The sequence below is a fragment of the Acinetobacter sp. LoGeW2-3 genome (genome assembly GCF_002688565.1).
Taxonomy (GTDB): domain Bacteria; phylum Pseudomonadota; class Gammaproteobacteria; order Pseudomonadales; family Moraxellaceae; genus Acinetobacter.
Window position 1 is genome coordinate 887,162 of record NZ_CP024011.1, and the last position, 16,728, is coordinate 903,889.

Annotated in this window: 18 protein-coding genes, 2 tRNA genes and 1 pseudogene; 13 read left to right on the forward strand and 8 right to left on the reverse strand. The window is 42.9% G+C overall.

The window, feature by feature from the left end:
- Positions 1-125 precede the first annotated feature (125 nt).
- The 4 genes from BS636_RS04290 (at position 126) to BS636_RS04305 (ending at position 3,313) form a co-directional block, all read left to right on the forward strand.
- Entirely contained in the window at positions 126-635 is a 510-nt protein-coding gene (locus BS636_RS04290) for a DUF805 domain-containing protein (protein WP_099337662.1), read from the forward strand.
- 147 nt (positions 636-782) lie between these two features.
- Positions 783-1,445: a 3'-5' exonuclease gene (locus BS636_RS04295; protein WP_099337663.1), complete on the forward strand. Its 663-nt coding sequence runs from the start codon at positions 783-785 to the stop codon at positions 1,443-1,445.
- A gap of 146 nt (positions 1,446-1,591) precedes the next feature.
- Positions 1,592-2,314 carry a 1-(5-phosphoribosyl)-5-[(5-phosphoribosylamino)methylideneamino]imidazole-4-carboxamide isomerase gene (gene hisA, locus BS636_RS04300; protein WP_099337664.1) on the forward strand — a complete coding sequence of 241 codons (723 nt, stop codon included), beginning with the start codon at positions 1,592-1,594 and terminating at the stop codon, positions 2,312-2,314.
- A gap of 72 nt (positions 2,315-2,386) precedes the next feature.
- Positions 2,387-3,313: a DMT family transporter gene (locus tag BS636_RS04305; RefSeq protein WP_099337665.1), complete on the forward strand. Its 927-nt coding sequence runs from the start codon at positions 2,387-2,389 to the stop codon at positions 3,311-3,313.
- A 171-nt stretch (positions 3,314-3,484) separates the two neighbouring features.
- Here the strand turns inward: BS636_RS04305 and BS636_RS04310 are convergent, their stop codons facing one another.
- From BS636_RS04310 to BS636_RS04320, 3 genes are read right to left on the reverse strand one after another with little or no spacing between them, the layout of a single operon-like run.
- Positions 3,485-3,880, reverse strand: coding sequence for a DUF4870 family protein (locus BS636_RS04310; RefSeq protein ID WP_099337666.1), 396 nt, complete (start codon positions 3,878-3,880; stop codon positions 3,485-3,487).
- A 25-nt stretch (positions 3,881-3,905) separates the two neighbouring features.
- Positions 3,906-4,532, reverse strand: a complete 627-nt coding sequence (locus BS636_RS04315; protein ID WP_099337667.1) for a DUF1294 domain-containing protein — start codon at positions 4,530-4,532, stop codon at positions 3,906-3,908.
- 17 nt (positions 4,533-4,549) lie between these two features.
- Positions 4,550-5,497 (reverse strand): homoserine kinase, encoded by a 948-nt coding sequence (locus BS636_RS04320; protein ID WP_099337668.1) that lies wholly within the window; start codon positions 5,495-5,497, stop codon positions 4,550-4,552.
- 113 nt (positions 5,498-5,610) lie between these two features.
- On the opposite strand from BS636_RS04320, the gene hisF reads away from it, so the two are divergent.
- Entirely contained in the window at positions 5,611-6,369 is a 759-nt protein-coding gene (gene hisF / locus BS636_RS04325; protein WP_099337669.1) for an imidazole glycerol phosphate synthase subunit HisF, read from the forward strand.
- Positions 6,370-6,713: 344 nt separating this feature from the next.
- On the opposite strand, the gene BS636_RS04330 is transcribed toward hisF, so the two are convergent.
- Entirely contained in the window at positions 6,714-7,304 is a 591-nt protein-coding gene (locus BS636_RS04330) for a hypothetical protein (RefSeq protein WP_099337670.1), read from the reverse strand.
- Positions 7,305-7,408: 104 nt separating this feature from the next.
- Here BS636_RS04330 and BS636_RS04335 point away from each other — a divergent pair, with 104 nt between their 5' ends.
- Both BS636_RS04335 and BS636_RS04340 read left to right on the forward strand, forming a co-directional pair.
- Entirely contained in the window at positions 7,409-8,476 is a 1,068-nt protein-coding gene (locus BS636_RS04335) for an AraC family transcriptional regulator (protein ID WP_099337671.1), read from the forward strand.
- 70 nt (positions 8,477-8,546) lie between these two features.
- Positions 8,547-9,038, forward strand: a pseudogene (locus BS636_RS04340) (aquaporin); the annotation flags it as partial.
- Between the two features lie 88 nt (positions 9,039-9,126).
- On the opposite strand, the gene BS636_RS04345 reads toward BS636_RS04340, so the two are convergent.
- Entirely contained in the window at positions 9,127-9,372 is a 246-nt protein-coding gene (locus BS636_RS04345; protein WP_099337673.1) for a hypothetical protein, read from the reverse strand.
- 81 nt (positions 9,373-9,453) lie between these two features.
- Positions 9,454-10,572 (reverse strand): DNA/RNA non-specific endonuclease, encoded by a 1,119-nt coding sequence (locus BS636_RS04350; RefSeq protein WP_099337674.1) that lies wholly within the window; start codon positions 10,570-10,572, stop codon positions 9,454-9,456.
- Positions 10,573-10,839: 267 nt separating this feature from the next.
- Between BS636_RS04350 and BS636_RS04355 the strand changes: the two genes are divergently transcribed.
- Positions 10,840-11,286: a hypothetical protein gene (locus BS636_RS04355; protein WP_099337675.1), complete on the forward strand. Its 447-nt coding sequence runs from the start codon at positions 10,840-10,842 to the stop codon at positions 11,284-11,286.
- A 68-nt stretch (positions 11,287-11,354) separates the two neighbouring features.
- Here BS636_RS04355 and BS636_RS04360 read toward each other — a convergent pair whose 3' ends face one another.
- Positions 11,355-13,235 (reverse strand): potassium transporter Kup, encoded by a 1,881-nt coding sequence (locus BS636_RS04360; protein WP_099337676.1) that lies wholly within the window; start codon positions 13,233-13,235, stop codon positions 11,355-11,357.
- Positions 13,236-13,355: 120 nt separating this feature from the next.
- On the opposite strand from BS636_RS04360, the gene BS636_RS04365 reads away from it, so the two are divergent.
- The 5 genes from BS636_RS04365 (at position 13,356) to BS636_RS04385 (ending at position 15,797) form a co-directional block, all read left to right on the forward strand.
- Positions 13,356-13,446, forward strand: a tRNA-Ser gene (locus BS636_RS04365).
- Positions 13,447-13,735: 289 nt separating this feature from the next.
- On the forward strand, positions 13,736-14,167 hold the full coding sequence (locus tag BS636_RS04370) for a hypothetical protein (RefSeq protein ID WP_099337677.1): 432 nt from the start codon (positions 13,736-13,738) through the stop codon (positions 14,165-14,167).
- 496 nt (positions 14,168-14,663) lie between these two features.
- Positions 14,664-15,014, forward strand: coding sequence for a hypothetical protein (locus BS636_RS04375; protein WP_099337678.1), 351 nt, complete (start codon positions 14,664-14,666; stop codon positions 15,012-15,014).
- A gap of 260 nt (positions 15,015-15,274) precedes the next feature.
- On the forward strand, positions 15,275-15,502 hold the full coding sequence (locus tag BS636_RS04380; RefSeq protein WP_004813658.1) for a hypothetical protein: 228 nt from the start codon (positions 15,275-15,277) through the stop codon (positions 15,500-15,502).
- Between the two features lie 219 nt (positions 15,503-15,721).
- Positions 15,722-15,797: transfer RNA gene (locus BS636_RS04385), tRNA-Thr, on the forward strand.
- Between the two features lie 81 nt (positions 15,798-15,878).
- Here the strand turns inward: BS636_RS04385 and BS636_RS04390 are convergent.
- Positions 15,879-16,727 (reverse strand): SAM-dependent methyltransferase, encoded by an 849-nt coding sequence (locus BS636_RS04390; RefSeq protein ID WP_099337679.1) that lies wholly within the window; start codon positions 16,725-16,727, stop codon positions 15,879-15,881.
- Between the last annotated feature and the right edge of the window lies 1 nt (position 16,728).

The following is a 16,728-nucleotide window of genomic DNA, read 5'->3' on the forward strand; positions in this document are numbered from 1 at the left end:
TACGTTAAAAAACCCGCATGATGCGGGTTTTTTATTGCTTAATATTTAATCTTTTATTTTTTAATAAATTACTATACCATTCATTTACTTATAAAAATTTTAACGACAAAAACAAGGAAATAATAATGAGTAATTTAAATGATTCTGCTTTAAATGCAGGGGGACGCTTTGGACGCCGATCATATCTGGCCTGGAATCTGCTGATGGGCTTTTGTTTGACGTTTATCTTTATTTTGGCTGCTGTCCTTCTTCCAGGAACAAATCCATTCCTGACTCCAGATGGCTCTTTGCCTATGTTGACGCTAGTCGTACTGGGACTCATCTATGTTGCAGCCATTTATTTCAGTATCATCTTTTTGATTCGTCGCCTGCATGACCGTAATCATAGCGGCTGGCTGTCTTTGTTGGTTTTGGTGCCAATTGCAAATCTTTTATTAGTACTATATGTCCTGTTTGCACCCGGCAACCGCGACAACAACCAGTTTGGTCAACCGCGTAGCACGCGTGGCTGGGAAAATGTGCTAGCGATTATTTATATTGTGCTGATCTTACTTAGTATTGTGGTAGCTGCCTTCGCTCTACCGAGCTATCAAAATTATGTAGACCGTATGCAGCAAACGAGTTTGAAACAGTAATAAGATTGATATAGTCACCTGTATTAAATTGCCAGATCTAAGAATAGGTCTGGCTTTTGATTTAAAATCAATTTTCTTAAAAGCGCTTTAGACTGACTTGAAAAAGTCTTAAGCTGCATCTTTAATACGGATTCATACAGACTCGTCATGGATGCACTTCAACCTCCTATTCTGCCAACCAAAGAAGAAATCGCCACACTACCACGATTTCAGAATCTCTCTGCCGACAAAATCATCGTGATTCAAACGCTGCAACAGGCAGAAGCACTCCGTGAAGAATTATCCCAGGTTGCTGTGTTTGGTTTTGACTCAGAATCAAAACCGATATTTAACAAAGGCGAAGTACAAACCGGCCCGCATCTGATTCAACTTGCGACATTAGATAAAGCATATTTATTTCAAATGAAACCTGAAATTTGGGAGTTCCTAAAACCAATCTTTGCAAGTCGTGATCAAATCAAAGTGGGCTTTGGTCTAAAAAACGATGCACATCTGTTTCGAAAAAAAGGCGTCGAACTGAATAGCGTTATTGAACTATCCAAATGTTTTGGTGGTTTTGGTTTTAAAAACCCGATGGGGGTGAAAAATGCTATTGCCTTGCTATTTCAACAGAACTTTCCTAAATCAAAAAAAATCAGTACCTCCAATTGGGCGAGTCCACAATTAAGTCCTGCCCAAATTGAATATGCCGCGGCAGATGCCTATGCCTGTGTTATTGTTTTTGAAGAATTACTGCGTTTAGGACAGTTACCTAAACACATTCCCAACACGTCGCTCAAACTGCGGATTCGCCCGCATATGAATGTTTAATCTCTCTATCGCTACAAATATCCACATCAACCAATGACAGGTTTTTTCATATGGGAGATTCAGTATTTAGATTTAGAAATCCGCCGTTTATTTGTTAAGATGGCAGCCATTCAAATTCAATCGACGATTAGGCCAGGAGCGAAAGCATGCTGATCATCCCTGCAATTGACCTGAAAGATGGCAAATGTGTCCGTTTAAAACAAGGTCGTATGGAAGACGATACTGTATTTTCTGATGATCCAGTGGCTACTGCACAGCATTGGGTAAATGAAGGTGCACGTCGTCTCCATCTGGTTGATCTGAACGGTGCTTTTGCAGGTACACCGATTCATAAACCAGTCGTAGAAGCGATTGCTAAAGCTCAGCCAAACTTACCAATTCAAATCGGTGGTGGTATCCGTTCACTGGAAACCATTCAACACTACCTGGATGCAGGCGTGTCTTATGTAATTATCGGCACTAAGGCAGTTAAAGAGCCTGAGTTCGTTGAAGAAGCATGTAAACAGTTCGCAGGTCATATCATTGTTGGTATTGATGCCATGAACGGCATGGTTGCAACTGATGGTTGGGCAAATGTGACTGACGTGAAAGCAACTGAACTGGCAAAACGTTTTGCTGATGCTGGTGTATCAAGCATTGTCTATACTGACATTGCGCGTGACGGCATGATGCAAGGCGTTAACATTGAGCAAACCGTGAATCTGGCAACTTATTCAGGTCTGCCTGTAATTGCTTCTGGTGGTGTCACCAATATTGACGATGTTCACGGCTTAAAAGGCCAGCCAGGCATTCTTGGTGCGATTACCGGTCGTGCAATCTATGAAGGCACTTTAAACCTTCGTGAAGCACAAGCTGTTTTAGACGCTTAGCCTAAAATACTGATGTTGTTATAAAAGAGGTCTTCGGGCCTCTTTTTATTTTTAATTAAATACTGATCTCCCATGTCTACCCACTCCTCTGAATCCTTCATATGGAAAGCGAAGCTCCCTCAGCTTTCCCTGATTTTAATTACCCTCATCTGGGGTGGTAGTTTTATCACCGTACAATATGGTCTAAGTTTCTGCTCACCGATTCTGTTTGTCGCACTACGCTTTGCTGCTGCAGCATTCACAGTGACCTGTATCTCCTTGAAGCACCTGCGTGGCATGACCCTAAAAGAAATTCTGGCGGGAGCAGTGATTGGTGCGGTGATTGCGATTGGTTATGGTACGCAAACTGTAGGCTTGCAGACGATTAGCAGCAGTGAATCGGCCTTTCTGACCGCACTCTATGTCCCACTGGTACCAATTTTACTCTGGCTATTATTCCGTAAGAAACCACACTTCATGACCTGGATCGGTGCTCTGTTTGCCTTTTTCGGTTTGGTCTTTTTAACTGGCAATAGTTTTGGTGCGATTCAGCTGAATTTTGGTCAGGCGCTGACCTTGCTCGGTTCAATTGCCATCGCGCTTGAAATTATTTTTATTAGCCATTTTGCACCTAAAGTGAATACTCGCCGTGTCACGGTACTGCAGCTGATCTTTGCGTCACTGTTCTGCTTTCTGATGGCCCCAATGCTTGGCGAATCGCAGCTACCTGAATTTCACTGGCATCTCGCAGCTATTTTAGTGGGTCTAGGTATTGCCAGTGCCTGTATTCAACTGGTGATGAACTGGGCGCAGGAAATGGTGGATCCCTCTCAAGCTGCGATTATCTATTCAGGTGAACCCGTTTGGGCTGCCCTCATTGGACGTATCGCGGGTGAACGTTTACCAGCTTTAGCGCTGCTAGGCGGGTTAATGGTGGTGCTCGGCGTGATAGCCAGTGAGTGGAAACCAAAGTTTTTAAGAAAACAACAAACTGAAGAATTGAAGGAAGATCTTTCTTAACCCGCAACACTTTCTTGCGCAACAGTGTTGCTCATCTTTCAATCTCTCCAAGCCTCCCTTTTAAAGGAGCACAGAGAATTCAAAATAATAAAAAACTAGGGAGTAAGGCTTCTATTATCAATCCCTGTAAATCTCCCTTTGATAAAGGGAGACTTTAAATAGGATAATTTTTTAATCAACATACATCGGCAAATTATCATTCAAGCGCATAATCCCACGAATTGCACGATAGACAATCCAGATCCAAGACAGACCGATCACGATTAGGCAGAAAGTCGTTGCACCGAAGGCTACTCCTGCAAACAGATCCGGGTCTTCACCAGTAAAGAACAGGAATAAAAATGGTACAAAAGCAACAATATTCCAGATCAGATACCACCAGAAAGTCCGAATCTGCCAGGTAAAGTGACTCTCAAAAATTGAGCCATAAACCAAACTACGTTTCACATAGTTAATCACCAGCGCGATGACAGCAAGCAGACCACCGGTAAAGATCGCCACAATATAAAGAATATATAAAATAAAAGTCAGTGTACGGTTAGGGTCCTTGTCAATCGAATAGTTCATACCCTCTCCTTTTTATCACTTTCCCCTAAATCGTTAAGCTGTTTAATGGGGAAATAAGCCATAGAATCAAAATGATGTTAAAGGCTATGGTACAAAAATAAATCTGACGGAATGGTTGTTTTTGTGTTTTATGTCTCAGTTTCTGTTGCGCTAACCAGGCGGCCGGCCAGCCACCCAGAAAAGCCACCAAGTGGAGTGCATTTTCAGAAATACGGCGATTACCCAACTGGGCCGCTTCCTTGTCTTGTGCATAGAGCCAGTAACTCAGCAGATTCATTAAGCTGATAAATAGCAATACCATTCCACTTAATAAACCACTGAAACTAAGTACAATAAGCGCCAGAATATATCCCACGCAGAGAATCTGCATCGGCTGGAATTTTTCTTTCTGGTTATTTATGGTGGCTTTCTTCTTGATCGGCACAGCTTTGATCTGGGCTGCTTTGAGATAAGTGACCTGCTGAGCACGATAACGTCCCTGCTCATCTAGAATCACGGCATAATCTAGGGCACAGCCAACAATCGGGCGTGGACCAGGGCGTGCAAAGTCCTTAATGTGTAAAAACACGCGTTCCTTGTCAGTATCATTGGGCTGAATAAAGCCATAGCCTTTTTCATCAAACCATTCCACTAAACGCCCTTGATCACGCATATTGTTGTTCCTGTTGGTTAAGCGGTGACAAACTTAAGTCGTTCGACCAACATATTACGCATTTCTTGCGGATTTTTTTGTAGGATATCGTTTCCAGTACGGCCTTCAGCAGCATTTTTTTGTGCCACTTGTAAACGCATCATCCAGAAACGGCCTGCTGCCATTGCTAGATAGAGCTGTAAACAGGCTTTTTCATCTTCAGTCAATGGACGGATACTTTCATAAGCCTTTAGAAAAGCAACTGCACGTTCTTCATTCAAGGTTACTGCTGGGTAATCAGTACAGAAGTCATTCAGGGTAATGGCAATATCAAACAGCAATTCATCTTTATTTAACTCATAAAAGTCCAGAATTCCGTTGAGCTGATCACCCTCAAACAAAGTATTGTCACGGAACAGGTCTGAGTGAATAAAGCCACGTGGACGATCGGTATAAACGGCTGTTAGCGCTTCATATAAACCGAGTAATTTACCTAACAACACTTTATCTGCGGCATTCAGAGTCGGTTTGATCTCCTGTGCCACAGCGTACCAATAGGTGTGGTCACGTACAAATTCACGTTCCAGTTTAAAATCTTGTAGTGCCACATGCATTTTTGCCTGAGCAACAGCAATGGCTTCCGCCTGAGCCGTAGTCGCTGGCATAGGATGTTCACCCAGCATACGTGGCGCGATCTGGGCTGGCTTACCCTTGATGCTATGAATGGCCTTGCCTGAATGGGATAAAGGCACAGGCACAGCCACCCCTGCCTGTCCCAGATGCTCAAGTACGGGTACCAATTCACCAGCGGCTTTTTCATCCATGTCCTCGAACACAGTCAATACATATTGCCGATCTTCACAGACCAGAAAGTAGTTGGTGTTCTGGATACCTCCTTGAATGGGAATCAGATCAATCGCCTTGAGACCATAAGGCGCTGCAAAATCCTGAACTTCCTTTAAAGTCAAAGTGGTATAAACCGACATAGAAAACCTGCGAAAAAACTTACATATTTTTGCTAGAATACCGTTTCCATCTGCCAAGGTGTAGCGCTTGCGTGGGTGAGTTTCATAATCGGCTGTAATAATTGGAAAAATTTATGCTAGCTAAACGTATTATTCCTTGCCTCGACGTTGATAATGGTCGTGTGGTGAAGGGTGTTCAGTTCCTTGATATTCGTGATGCGGGCGACCCGGTAGAAGTAGCGCGTCGCTATAATGAACAAGGTGCCGATGAAATTACTTTCCTTGATATTACCGCTACACATCATGGACGTGACACAACTTATCGTACTGTAGAGCGCATGGCCGAATCTGTATTCGTACCGTTAACCGTCGGTGGTGGTGTCCGTAAAGTTGAAGATATTCGTTTACTTCTAAATGCTGGCGCGGACAAAGTCAGCATTAACTCAGCTGCCATTTATAATCCAGAATTCGTACAGGAAGCTTCTCAACGTTTCGGTGCTCAATGTATCGTGGTTGCCATTGATGCCAAGAAAACTGGTGAAAATAAATGGGAAATCTTTACCCATGGTGGCCGTAAGGAAACGGGTATTGATGCCATTGAATGGGCAGTAAAAATGGCGGATTACGGCGCTGGTGAACTGTTAGTGACCTCGATGGATGCGGATGGTACCAAAGCAGGTTATGACCTGGCACTGATGCGTACCATCAATGACCGCGTGAATATTCCAACGATTGCTTCTGGCGGTGTGGGTAACTTACAACATCTGGCTGACGGGATCTTGAAAGGTGGTGCAGATGCCGTACTTGCAGCTTCAATCTTCCACTTTGGTCAACATACTATTCCAGAAGCAAAAGCCTATCTGGAAGCGCAAGGTATTGAAATGCGTCTCTAACTCTTTTTAAAGAAAAGATGTAAAAAAAGGCATGTTGATCATGCCTTTTTTATTGCTTAAGAACTGATGCACATGAATTATGGATAAAAAAAAGGAGTCTTGCGACTCCTTATAAAACCAAGAATAGACTACAGCGCTTGGTATCAATATAACTTGTAAAAACTAACCATAACTCAAGTATTCATAACAACTTATCAGCGTTAGGCTATATCGCTGACAGGTGTAAATATAGGTCAAAAAACCCACCGAATATTGACAATTTAAGTAGGAATTATTGACAAATCACGACAAAATTAGTGTGCAAATGCATTTTATTTCGATTTTTAAAACTTTTGAGTTTCTTTTTAGGGTTTAACCACCCATTTGACTGGAAAAATCCGGTGAATACCCGTGGTCAGCGCTTGAGAAACAGGTGCAGGCAGGTGAATACCGAGCGGATTTTGTTCCTGTAATTCAGGCGATGAAATCACCCTGGTTCCCATGACATAGTCAAACCATGGCCGGGTCACACACCAGTTTGCATCCTGATTACTATTCATATGGTGGTCATAATGCCAGGGAATTTTTCGTTTGGCCCATTCTGGTTCCAGATGTGCCCGGCGATGTACATAATAATAATTGCAGGCGCTATAAAGTGTTGCGAGTGACATGGCTTTTGAAATCGGATAAAAGGCCAAACCGAACACACTGGCAACGATGACTAGCGAGCCAACTTCATTGCGGGTGCGCCAATTCTGCAAACCTTCAACATAACCATAGTCTGAAAATTCAGCTTTACGGACTTCTCTGTGATGTTCCCAATGCGAACGCATGCTACGAGGGATAGGACTGAAGCGGGTTTGACCCTTGCGATGTATGCCATGCAATACATACTTATGTGCAAACCATTCAAAAGCATTAGCAACTACGAGGCCAGCGATAAATCCTTTGATCATATCTACTCCTCCCTTTCTTCTAGTATAAGCATCGGATTCGGCTAGATATTGACCAAGAAATTCAATATGATTGACAATATACGACATTCGAAAAGAATTAAAAGATGCAAGGCACACAGGATTACGCAGGTACGGTTTATGGAGGCTTAGGGCATTTGCTGCTAGAGTTCTATCAGCATAAACGACTACCTATTCCTGAAAAACTGCTTGCTATACAGGAAGTTGAACGCTTTGACTTTGTGATCTGGCGTGAGTTACTCATGCAGTTACAGCACAAGTTACAGACCCCTGGCTTAGGTCTGGAAATCGCTAATTTCGTACGACCCCGACATCTTGGCATTATTGCCTATCTGGCGCTGTCCTGTGAAACCTTGGGCGAAGCCATGATGCGCTATCATGACTATCATCGTCTGGTCTATGACGGCAGTCCTTTAGAAGTCCGGGTCGAAAATGACTACCTGTCGATTGCCTGGGTCGATGTTCCTCTCAATCTGGCGACTCAATTGACTGATGAAGTCGCCATGGCATTGATGCTGAAATTTGTTCGTTCGCTGATGACTCTTGAGGATATTCACTTACAGGAAGTACATTTTCGCCACCCAGCCAATAAACATCTCAATCTGTATGAGCAGTACTTCCGCTGCAAGGTTCGTTTTGATCAGCCTAAAAGCGTGATTTTTATGCATGTTTCCGAGCTGGCAAAACCATTACGTCAAGGTGACCAGACGCTGCAGAAGCTGTTAAAACAGCAGGCCGAAGCCTTACTGGGAAAACTACCAAATACTTCACAGGTGGATCATCGCATTCAACAGGCAATCCTGACCGGGCTACAGAAAAATATGTTCCAGATCGAGCATATTGCCCGGCAGTTGCACTGGTCAGTTCGGCAGTTACAGCGTCATTTGCAAAAACAGGGCAAGACCTATCAGCAGAGGATGCAGGAAATCCGTTTTATGCTGGCTCAGCAATATCTGACCGATGAAAATCTAAGCCTGCACGAGATTTCCCTGCTCTTGGGCTACTCTGAACAAAGTGCTTTTCAGCGTGCCTTTAAGCAATGGACCAGCAAGACACCACAACAGTGGCGCTCAGACTATCAAGAAAATAAAACACAGGAAAAATTGGTACAGCACTCCATGGAGGCTGAGCCAAACACTCAATATCAAATTTAGATTTTGGATAAAAACAACAAAGGTAATTCAAGATAGATAAATATTTTGCAGAATTGATCGGCACTTTTTAGTTGGTCTTTGGGCGGGTGGTCGCTTTGACGCTAAAGAGCTGATTCCCTATGTCATCTCTCAGCTGATCGGGGCAAGTATCGCAGCATGGGTACTATATCTGATTGTACAGGGACAGGCCGGCTTCGCTGGTACAGGTGGCTTTGCAAGCAATGGTTTTGGTGATCTTTCACCCGGTAAATATTCAATGATGTCCGCCTTGATCATTGAGGTTGTATTGACTGCCATTTTTCTGATTGTGGTTATGGGGGCGACAGAACATCGTGCACCAGTAGGCTTTGCCCCAATTGCGATTGGTCTAGCACTGACCTTAATTCACCTGATCATTATTCCAGTCACCAATACTTCGGTGAATCCTGCACGTAGTACGAGTGTAGCGCTGTTTGCAGAAACCGCTGCACTTATTCAATTGTGATTGTTCTGAATCGCGCCGATTGTCGGTGGTGTGATTGGTGCACTGATCTATAAGACTTTGCTTGAGAAAAAGATATAACTTTCTTAGCCTAAATAAAAAAGCTCACGTTGATCGTGAGCTTTTTTTGTTCCATGTGGAACAATCTATAATTTTAAAAGATAATCTATTATAAAAATGGATTATCAATTTCCTGAGCGTCATCACGCTGGATTTTTTCAGGTAGATCTGGTGTATTTTCTAGCTGCTGAACCACATCATTCAGTAGCGCTTGCAATGCCTTGGCTGCTTTCAATCCAGACTGATCCTTGGTTAACTGCAAGTTTCCATAGAGGCTGACACAGTCCACATCATTTTCAATGGTCAGGTCATGAATCGCATGTGATTCGGTGCCATTTTCATAAGGCTTAAACATTTTCTTTTGTCGCTTCCTTGTTGTTTTTCAATTGTATCGGACAAGATTTATGCTACCTGAATCCGGTCTGGCACAACAGAATTATTTCAGCAGCTGCAAAATGAACTGTAATACTGCTTCTAGTAACTGCTTGATCAATGCGCCTTGCGGATCATTATTGCTTGGTGCTTCAGTACTGGAGTTATTTGGCGTTGCTGGACTCTCGCTAACAGACATGTTACTGCCACCAGAACGTTTGAATTCAGCTTGTAATGCTTCCAGGTCACTCTTGGATACATCTTCGGCACACTGGCTTTCTGCATCCCAGTTTGCATAGGTGATTGGCTTCTTGGCCTTCACTTCACTGGCTTTCAAAGGCAGTCTGTAGGTATTGCGCTTCTGTTCTTCAGTCAGTTGCGGGAAGATATTGATATTGACCAGCTCTTCCAAAGCACAGACACTAATAATCTGGACTTTCGGCGCCGGATTTTTTAGGTTGTTATCGACGTAATACACCCCTGCTGCACCGGTTTTTGGCATATATACCGCTTTATAGGTCGCATTCGGTACAATCACGCCTTTACCAATGGTTTCCAGCTTTTTCGCGCTATAGACTGGTCCAGTAACGATGTAAACATCCTGTTTCTGTTTGGTCACCACTGCACGGGTGGCTTCTTCCAGCTCACGCCACACCTGCTGATTGTTCTTCGGTGCTTGCGGTACCATGTTGGCTAAAGAAAAGCTGTCAAACTGTGCCTGCTTGGTGGGCATGTCGGCATTCGGTGCCATGTGCCCACGGTCATAGCCAGTACCGCGATAATCTGCCAACGTCGCACGATGTGCTGAACTGACACGTTCTTCCTCATGGAAGCTATCTTCACGCGGAATCTTCTGACTTAAGCGAGATGAAGTTAGTAATTCTGCCACCCATAACGGTGTTTTGGATACGCCGGAATACATGACATTGAAGCCGTTAAAGCACAGCGCATAGCTGTTCTTTTTTAAGCTGTCCTTCATTAAGTAAGGCGGTACATCCCGGTAAAATTGATCTAAACAGGCAGAATTTGAGGGTGAAGACAGCGATACCCACTGGCTGATTTTTTCCTGACCAAAGGCAATCGCAAAGCTGCCCGATGCCACCATCCCTAGGATGATTTTTACAGTATTTTCGTTAAGGAACTGAAAGACAGGATTTTTTTTGGTACGTTGCTTCTTGGCCATGATTACAGCTACTTTAGAACATCTACAGCGAGTGTTGCCGAGCTTAACAAGCCCTGTAAGCCGTGTATATCGTGGCTTCTCTAATCGCTTAACAAATAAGCAATATGTAAAAAATCAGTAGCTCAAAATGTAACAGCCTGTCGTTTTTTTACGAATACTTGGACTAGGTTTCAATCCATTTATGTAGCTTTCCTTGATGCTCAATCTTGAATTATGTAATTGTAAGAACCTCTTATTCCTCGAAGAAATATACGAAGGAGCATTGTGATGTTCTCGCTGAAGAAAAACTCCCATACGCATTATTCAAAATTGTTGGCTTTAGGTGTATTCACCAGTCTCATGAGCCTCAGTGCATTGGCTGAACCACGTGTACAGCCGGGCGAAACATTAGAAAGCCTGTCCAAGGCACGAATTACGACTACTGTAAACGGTCAGAATGCTTCTCTGGAAAATCTGGTCAATTCTGGTCAGATTCGTTTAGTACAGCCGAGTCAGGCGCCTGTCCCTCAAGCTGCACCAACTTCGGCAATGCAACCTGAAATGCAGCCAAGTGCTCCACAGGATCCAAACATGCAGCAAGATCCTGCCATGATGCGACAAGGTACAAATCCGGATATGCAGCAGCCAAACGATCCACGTACCCTGCCTGAAATGCAGCAGGATTCTCCGATGGCACCTACAGGCTCTACTCCTCCAGGTGCAACCACTCCATAAGTGGTTTGAAACAGAGATAAAAAAAAACCAGAGCTGAGCTCTGGTTTTTTTCATTTTGAATATTATTGCTAGATTTCAATCTGGCTGCCGAGTTCTACCACCCGGTTGGTTGGAATTTGATAGAAATCACTCACTGGACTGGTATTACGTTGCATGGAAATAAACAGTTTCTCACGCCATGGGGACATGCCTTCACCAATCGCATGAATCACCCGATCACGCGAGATAAAGAAGCTGATCTGCATTAGGTCATAGTCAAAGCCCCATTCAGCATAGGCTTGCTGTACCGCCTGTGGAATATCCGGTTGATCCTTAAAGCCGAAATAGGCATAAATCCGGTAGAAATGTTCATTCAGTTTTTCAACTTCTACCCGCTCATTATCTCCCACAAAAGGAATGTCCCGTGTAATCACTGTGACCATGATATTGCGTTCATGCAGGACCTTGTTGTGCTTGATGTTATGCAGCATGGCATGCGGTACCACCTCCGGTGTTCCAGTCAGGAAAATCGCATCACCCGGCACAAACTGAGTACCGCCACCGCTAGAAACACTTTTAATAAACAGCTCAATCGGCAAGGTATTTTGCTGCATACGTTTCAGTAGCAATGCACGCCCATCTTTCCAGGTCATCAGGATGGTAAACAGTGCTGCACCGAGCATGATCGGCACCCAACCACCAGAATGGATTTTCAGTGAAGTAGAGGCGACAAAAATCAGATCTAAAGCCAGAAAAGGTGTCGCAAACAGTGCTACTTTCCAAATTGGCCAGCGCCAGAAACCATAAGCTAGGATGGAGATCAGAATCGTACCGCAAAGCATGGTCATGGTCACTGCAACGCCATAGGCACTGGCAAGTCGAGCACTGTTTTCAAAAAGTAAAATCAGAATCACCACCGAGATAAACAGCATCCAGTTAATGAATGGCAAATAGATCTGTCCACGTTCTTCAGCTGAAGTGTGTTTGACGCTCAGACGTGGCAAATAGCGCAACTGAATCGCCTGATTGACCATAGAAAATACACCGGTAATTACCGCCTGTGAGGCAATCACCGCAGCAGCAGTCGCCAGACCAATCATCGGATACAAACTCCATTCTGGCAGCAGCATATAGAATGGATTAGCCAAAGCTTCAGGACTACGCAGCAACAGGGCACCCTGCCCTGCATAATTCAGTAATAGACATGGTAGTACGATAATGAACCATGCCAAACGGATTGGTAGTCGGCCAAAATGCCCCATATCGGCATAAATTGCCTCGCCCCCAGTCATGGTCAGGATCACTGCACCCATGGTCAGGTAAGCAACATAGGGCTGATCCGCTACAAAATGATAAGCCCAGTAAGGATTGATCATCTGCAGGACCATTGGCGTCTGGATGATGCTCCATAAACCAAAGCCACCAATCGACAGAAACCACAGCAAAGTCAATGGACCAAAGAATTTGCCCATAGTTGCAGTACCATGACGCTGCACCAGAAACAGGCTGGCAATAATCCCGATGGAAAGAGGTTCCAGCCATTTGTTAAAGACCGGCGTGGCAATACTTAGCCCTTCAATGGCAGAGAGCACTGAAATCGCTGGTGTAATAATCCCATCGCCAAAAAATAAAGATGCACCAATAAATCCCAGGGCGATCAGGTAGATTTTCTTCTTATCCGAGATACGTGTGGTTCGCAGATTCAGGGCTAGCAATGACATGATGCCGCCCTCACCGTTATTGTCGGCTCGCATGATGATAGTGACGTATTTAAAACTCACCGTCAGCATGATGCACCAGAAAATCAGGGAGAGAATGCCCAGTACCGAGGCTTCACTGATGGCAAGATGCGAGGTCAAGAAGCACTGACGCAGTGCGTAGAGAGGACTGGTGCCAATATCACCAAAAACGACCCCAAGCGCAGCCAGCGTAATGACTGGTAAAGCTGCTTTTTGTGCAGTACTTTGCATATAGTGTCTTCGTTTTAGAAAGCATTTTTGCGAATCATAGCACCGCCTCCAAACTTTTTCCGCAAATCAATTGTTTCAAGCTTGGCAGAGTGGTTTTTTTTCTATATCATCCACCGCCATGGTGAAGTGTCCGAGTGGCTGAAGGAGCACGCCTGGAAAGTGTGTAAACGTTTATAGCGTTTCGAGGGTTCGAATCCCTCTTTCACCGCCAAGATTTATTATCATGTAGCCACATGATGTCTTAAAAGGTTTAAATCCAAAGGATTTAGGCCTTTTTTTATATCTAATACATTCCACTACAGTCTTATAGAATACCTTCATATTTACAGATACAAATCTAAAAAGGCAAAATTTAAAGCATAAAATTCCACAAATGCTGAATTTTTACTGCAGATAAGAGCATGAGACATGGTAAAACATTCACCCTACAAATGTATTGCACGATATTCATTACCAAAAATCTTTACTCAACAAATGTCAGATAATTTCAGAGAGGTTTTATGAAAAAACAACTTTTATCTCTTTTGACAGCCGGGGTCATTCTTACCGGTTGTGCATCAACTCAAATAGCTGTTGAAAAATCTAATGATGTAAGCTCAGAACGTATTTATAAGAAAGAGTTTCTTACCAAATCAGAAAAAAGAACAACACCTATCACCTTTGTTAGAGATAGTGGATTTGTAGGTGGTGGATGCAATCACATTATCTCTATAGACAATTATAAAGTAGCGGCATTAAAACCCAAGGAAAGTGTGACAATCTATCTAGAGTCACGCGATAACTTTGTTAGAGTAGAAACAGCAGCATCAAGTTTATGCCCATATGCTCAAACATCAGAAATGATCAATGTTCTTGAGAATGTACCAAGTAGCTATCGAATCGCGATAACACCTTCGCTTAATGATGCTTTGAAACTTATCAAAATAAACTAATGCATATTTCAAGGGATAGAGTCAGTTACAAGATATGATACAAATTAATCATCTTTCCCTTTCTATAGAAGGTTTAAATCTAAAGGATTTAGGCCTTTTTTGTTGCCTATAATAAAGTGTCACCCTGCTATCTTCGCTACCCTTGTGCTAGATTTCATTTTCAGCCCTTAAAATTGAATATTCCATTAAAATATTTAATTTTCATGGTGTTATAAACTAAAAAAATCATCGCATACTTAAGCTAAATTCCACTTTTAGTGATTCAAACCAGTTCAATCTCATAAATCGCTATAAAGCTTGGAATATTCTGCCAATTGATTGAAAAGTAACCTAATGTAGAATTTTTAATCAGAGACTAGCTGTAGTTTCTTTTCCAGTTTTTACCTCCTTCCCCATGATGGAGGTATTTTTTTATTTAAAAGAAATCTGTTCTTTTACAGTAGAAGATTCTCTTATACTCTTATCATTTAGATCCAGATAACAACTAGAAAAGACCATGAAAAAACTCAAATTTACGACCCTGCTCATCACCTTTGCAATTGCTGGTTGCCAAAAGCAGCCCGAACAGGCAGAAGCTGCCATGACGACTGATAAAAATTCTGTAGATGTCATCCAGTTTGAACAGGCGGATCAAAAGATCAGTAATTTTCTGGACCAGTTAGATAATCCTGCTACGCCTATGGAAGTCCGCAAGCAGATCATTTGCAAAGACTATCCTGAAGCCTATTTCAAAGAATATGTGCCTGCCTTTATGAAAATTGCGCCAGAAAATACGAAAGAACAATTAGAACAGGATCTAAAGCTGGCATTGGATTTTTATAAGAAGAAAGACAATGTGGTTTGTTAATGATTTTCTTTTGAACAATTAAGAAATCAGCAACTATCTTTTCATTATCCTTGCTTCAGGAAAGTTCCACAAAAATTTACTTACAGAATTATAACTTGGCACAAAATTAGCTTAATTTAATTGTCATCATCGCTATGTTATGTTGCTCTTATGGGGAACATAAAAGGAGAACAAAAACCAATAGATATAGCCAACTACGCCATTGATCTTGATTCAAACTAAAAGCTAAAAGATAGACACACTGCTATTCGGGAGCGAACATGAATAACAGCGCAAACTATGCAAAACAGATCAAAAACGCTAAACGTGGCGGTTACACCCCGACCATTGCCAAGGACGTCAACAAACACAAGATTCAAAAAGCCCTAAGACTCATCGAACAGTGGAGAAGCCTCGCTCAAGAACTCAAACCCCAAATGCAGTTTGACATGGCCTTTACCTTGGAGGAGTGTGCTCAGGATCTCGACCGTATCCTAAAAAGCCGATAAACCTAATTTTTATTCATCTCTAAAACCAGTTTAAATTCTCTACCCTCGCCCACACTTTCGCATGTGGGCGATGTTCATCAAGCCAGTTGATTTATTTCAAATCTCCCAGCCTTCTAAGCACTATAAAATTCAGCCCAAGCTAAAATTCCACCAAAGCATTTAAACGGTTATTTTTTGGCTTGCATCACCCCAAAAAATCTGTAGAATGCACACCACAACGCCGGCATAGCTCAGTTGGTAGAGCAACTGACTTGTAATCAGTAGGTCCACAGTTCGAATCCGTGTGCCGGCACCATTATCTTAGCCTCGCTTTTTAGTGAGGCTTTGATGTTTCTAGAGCCTGCATTTTCTTTAGGCTTAATTTTCGGGCACTGTTCTAGTGCTTTGCCTTCACGCTGATCTGTACATATCGCACCACACCTTCTTCAAAAAGCTTCCGGCATAGCTTTGCTGTCATCTGAATTTTAAATTGATCCAGTTTTGATGCTTTCACAGACTGAACTGAATCTTTTGAATTTAAATCCTGCTGAACATAGCGGGCAAAACCGGCAAATACTGCTTCCGACAGATCTTCTATCTGAATATCTGTGAATTCAAAATCATCGAGACATTCATATAACGCGCCGACCGTCATTAGATCATTCAAATTGATATCTGCTGACTTCAGCAAAAGTTGATATTTACGCTTTTGAAATGAATTTAAAGTTTTCCAACGCTCAAACAATGCTAAATGATGAAAACCAATTCGTGCATTTGAATTCAAAACGGGAATGATCTGCTCGAGCAGGTTCGGGACACTATTGTGATAGGCAGCATCCAGACAAACGACGACGTCAAATTTATGCGGGAAATGGATATCTTTTAATCGCAGGAAGGAAGCATGATAAATGGCATTCAGCTCAGGAAGATGCTGCTGAATCTTGGCAACACAAGCTTTCTGTAATTCTACGCCTGCCAGGTATTGCACCTGATATTGCTGCTGCCAATGCAGCAGACTGGCACCTTGGCCGCAGCCAAGATCCAGTAATTTATCTTTTGAATTTAAATGAATGGTTTCAGCCAGATGATCGGCCAAAGCCTGGCAGGCGGCAACGTAGTCCTGCTGCCCTGCCTGCCAGTAACCAAGATTGCTCCAAGGCAATAATGAAGTATCTCCAAGCAATGCCGCATTGATGGCATATTTATGCTCGGGTAGGCGCTGTCGAAAAGCCTGGAGCAACTTCATG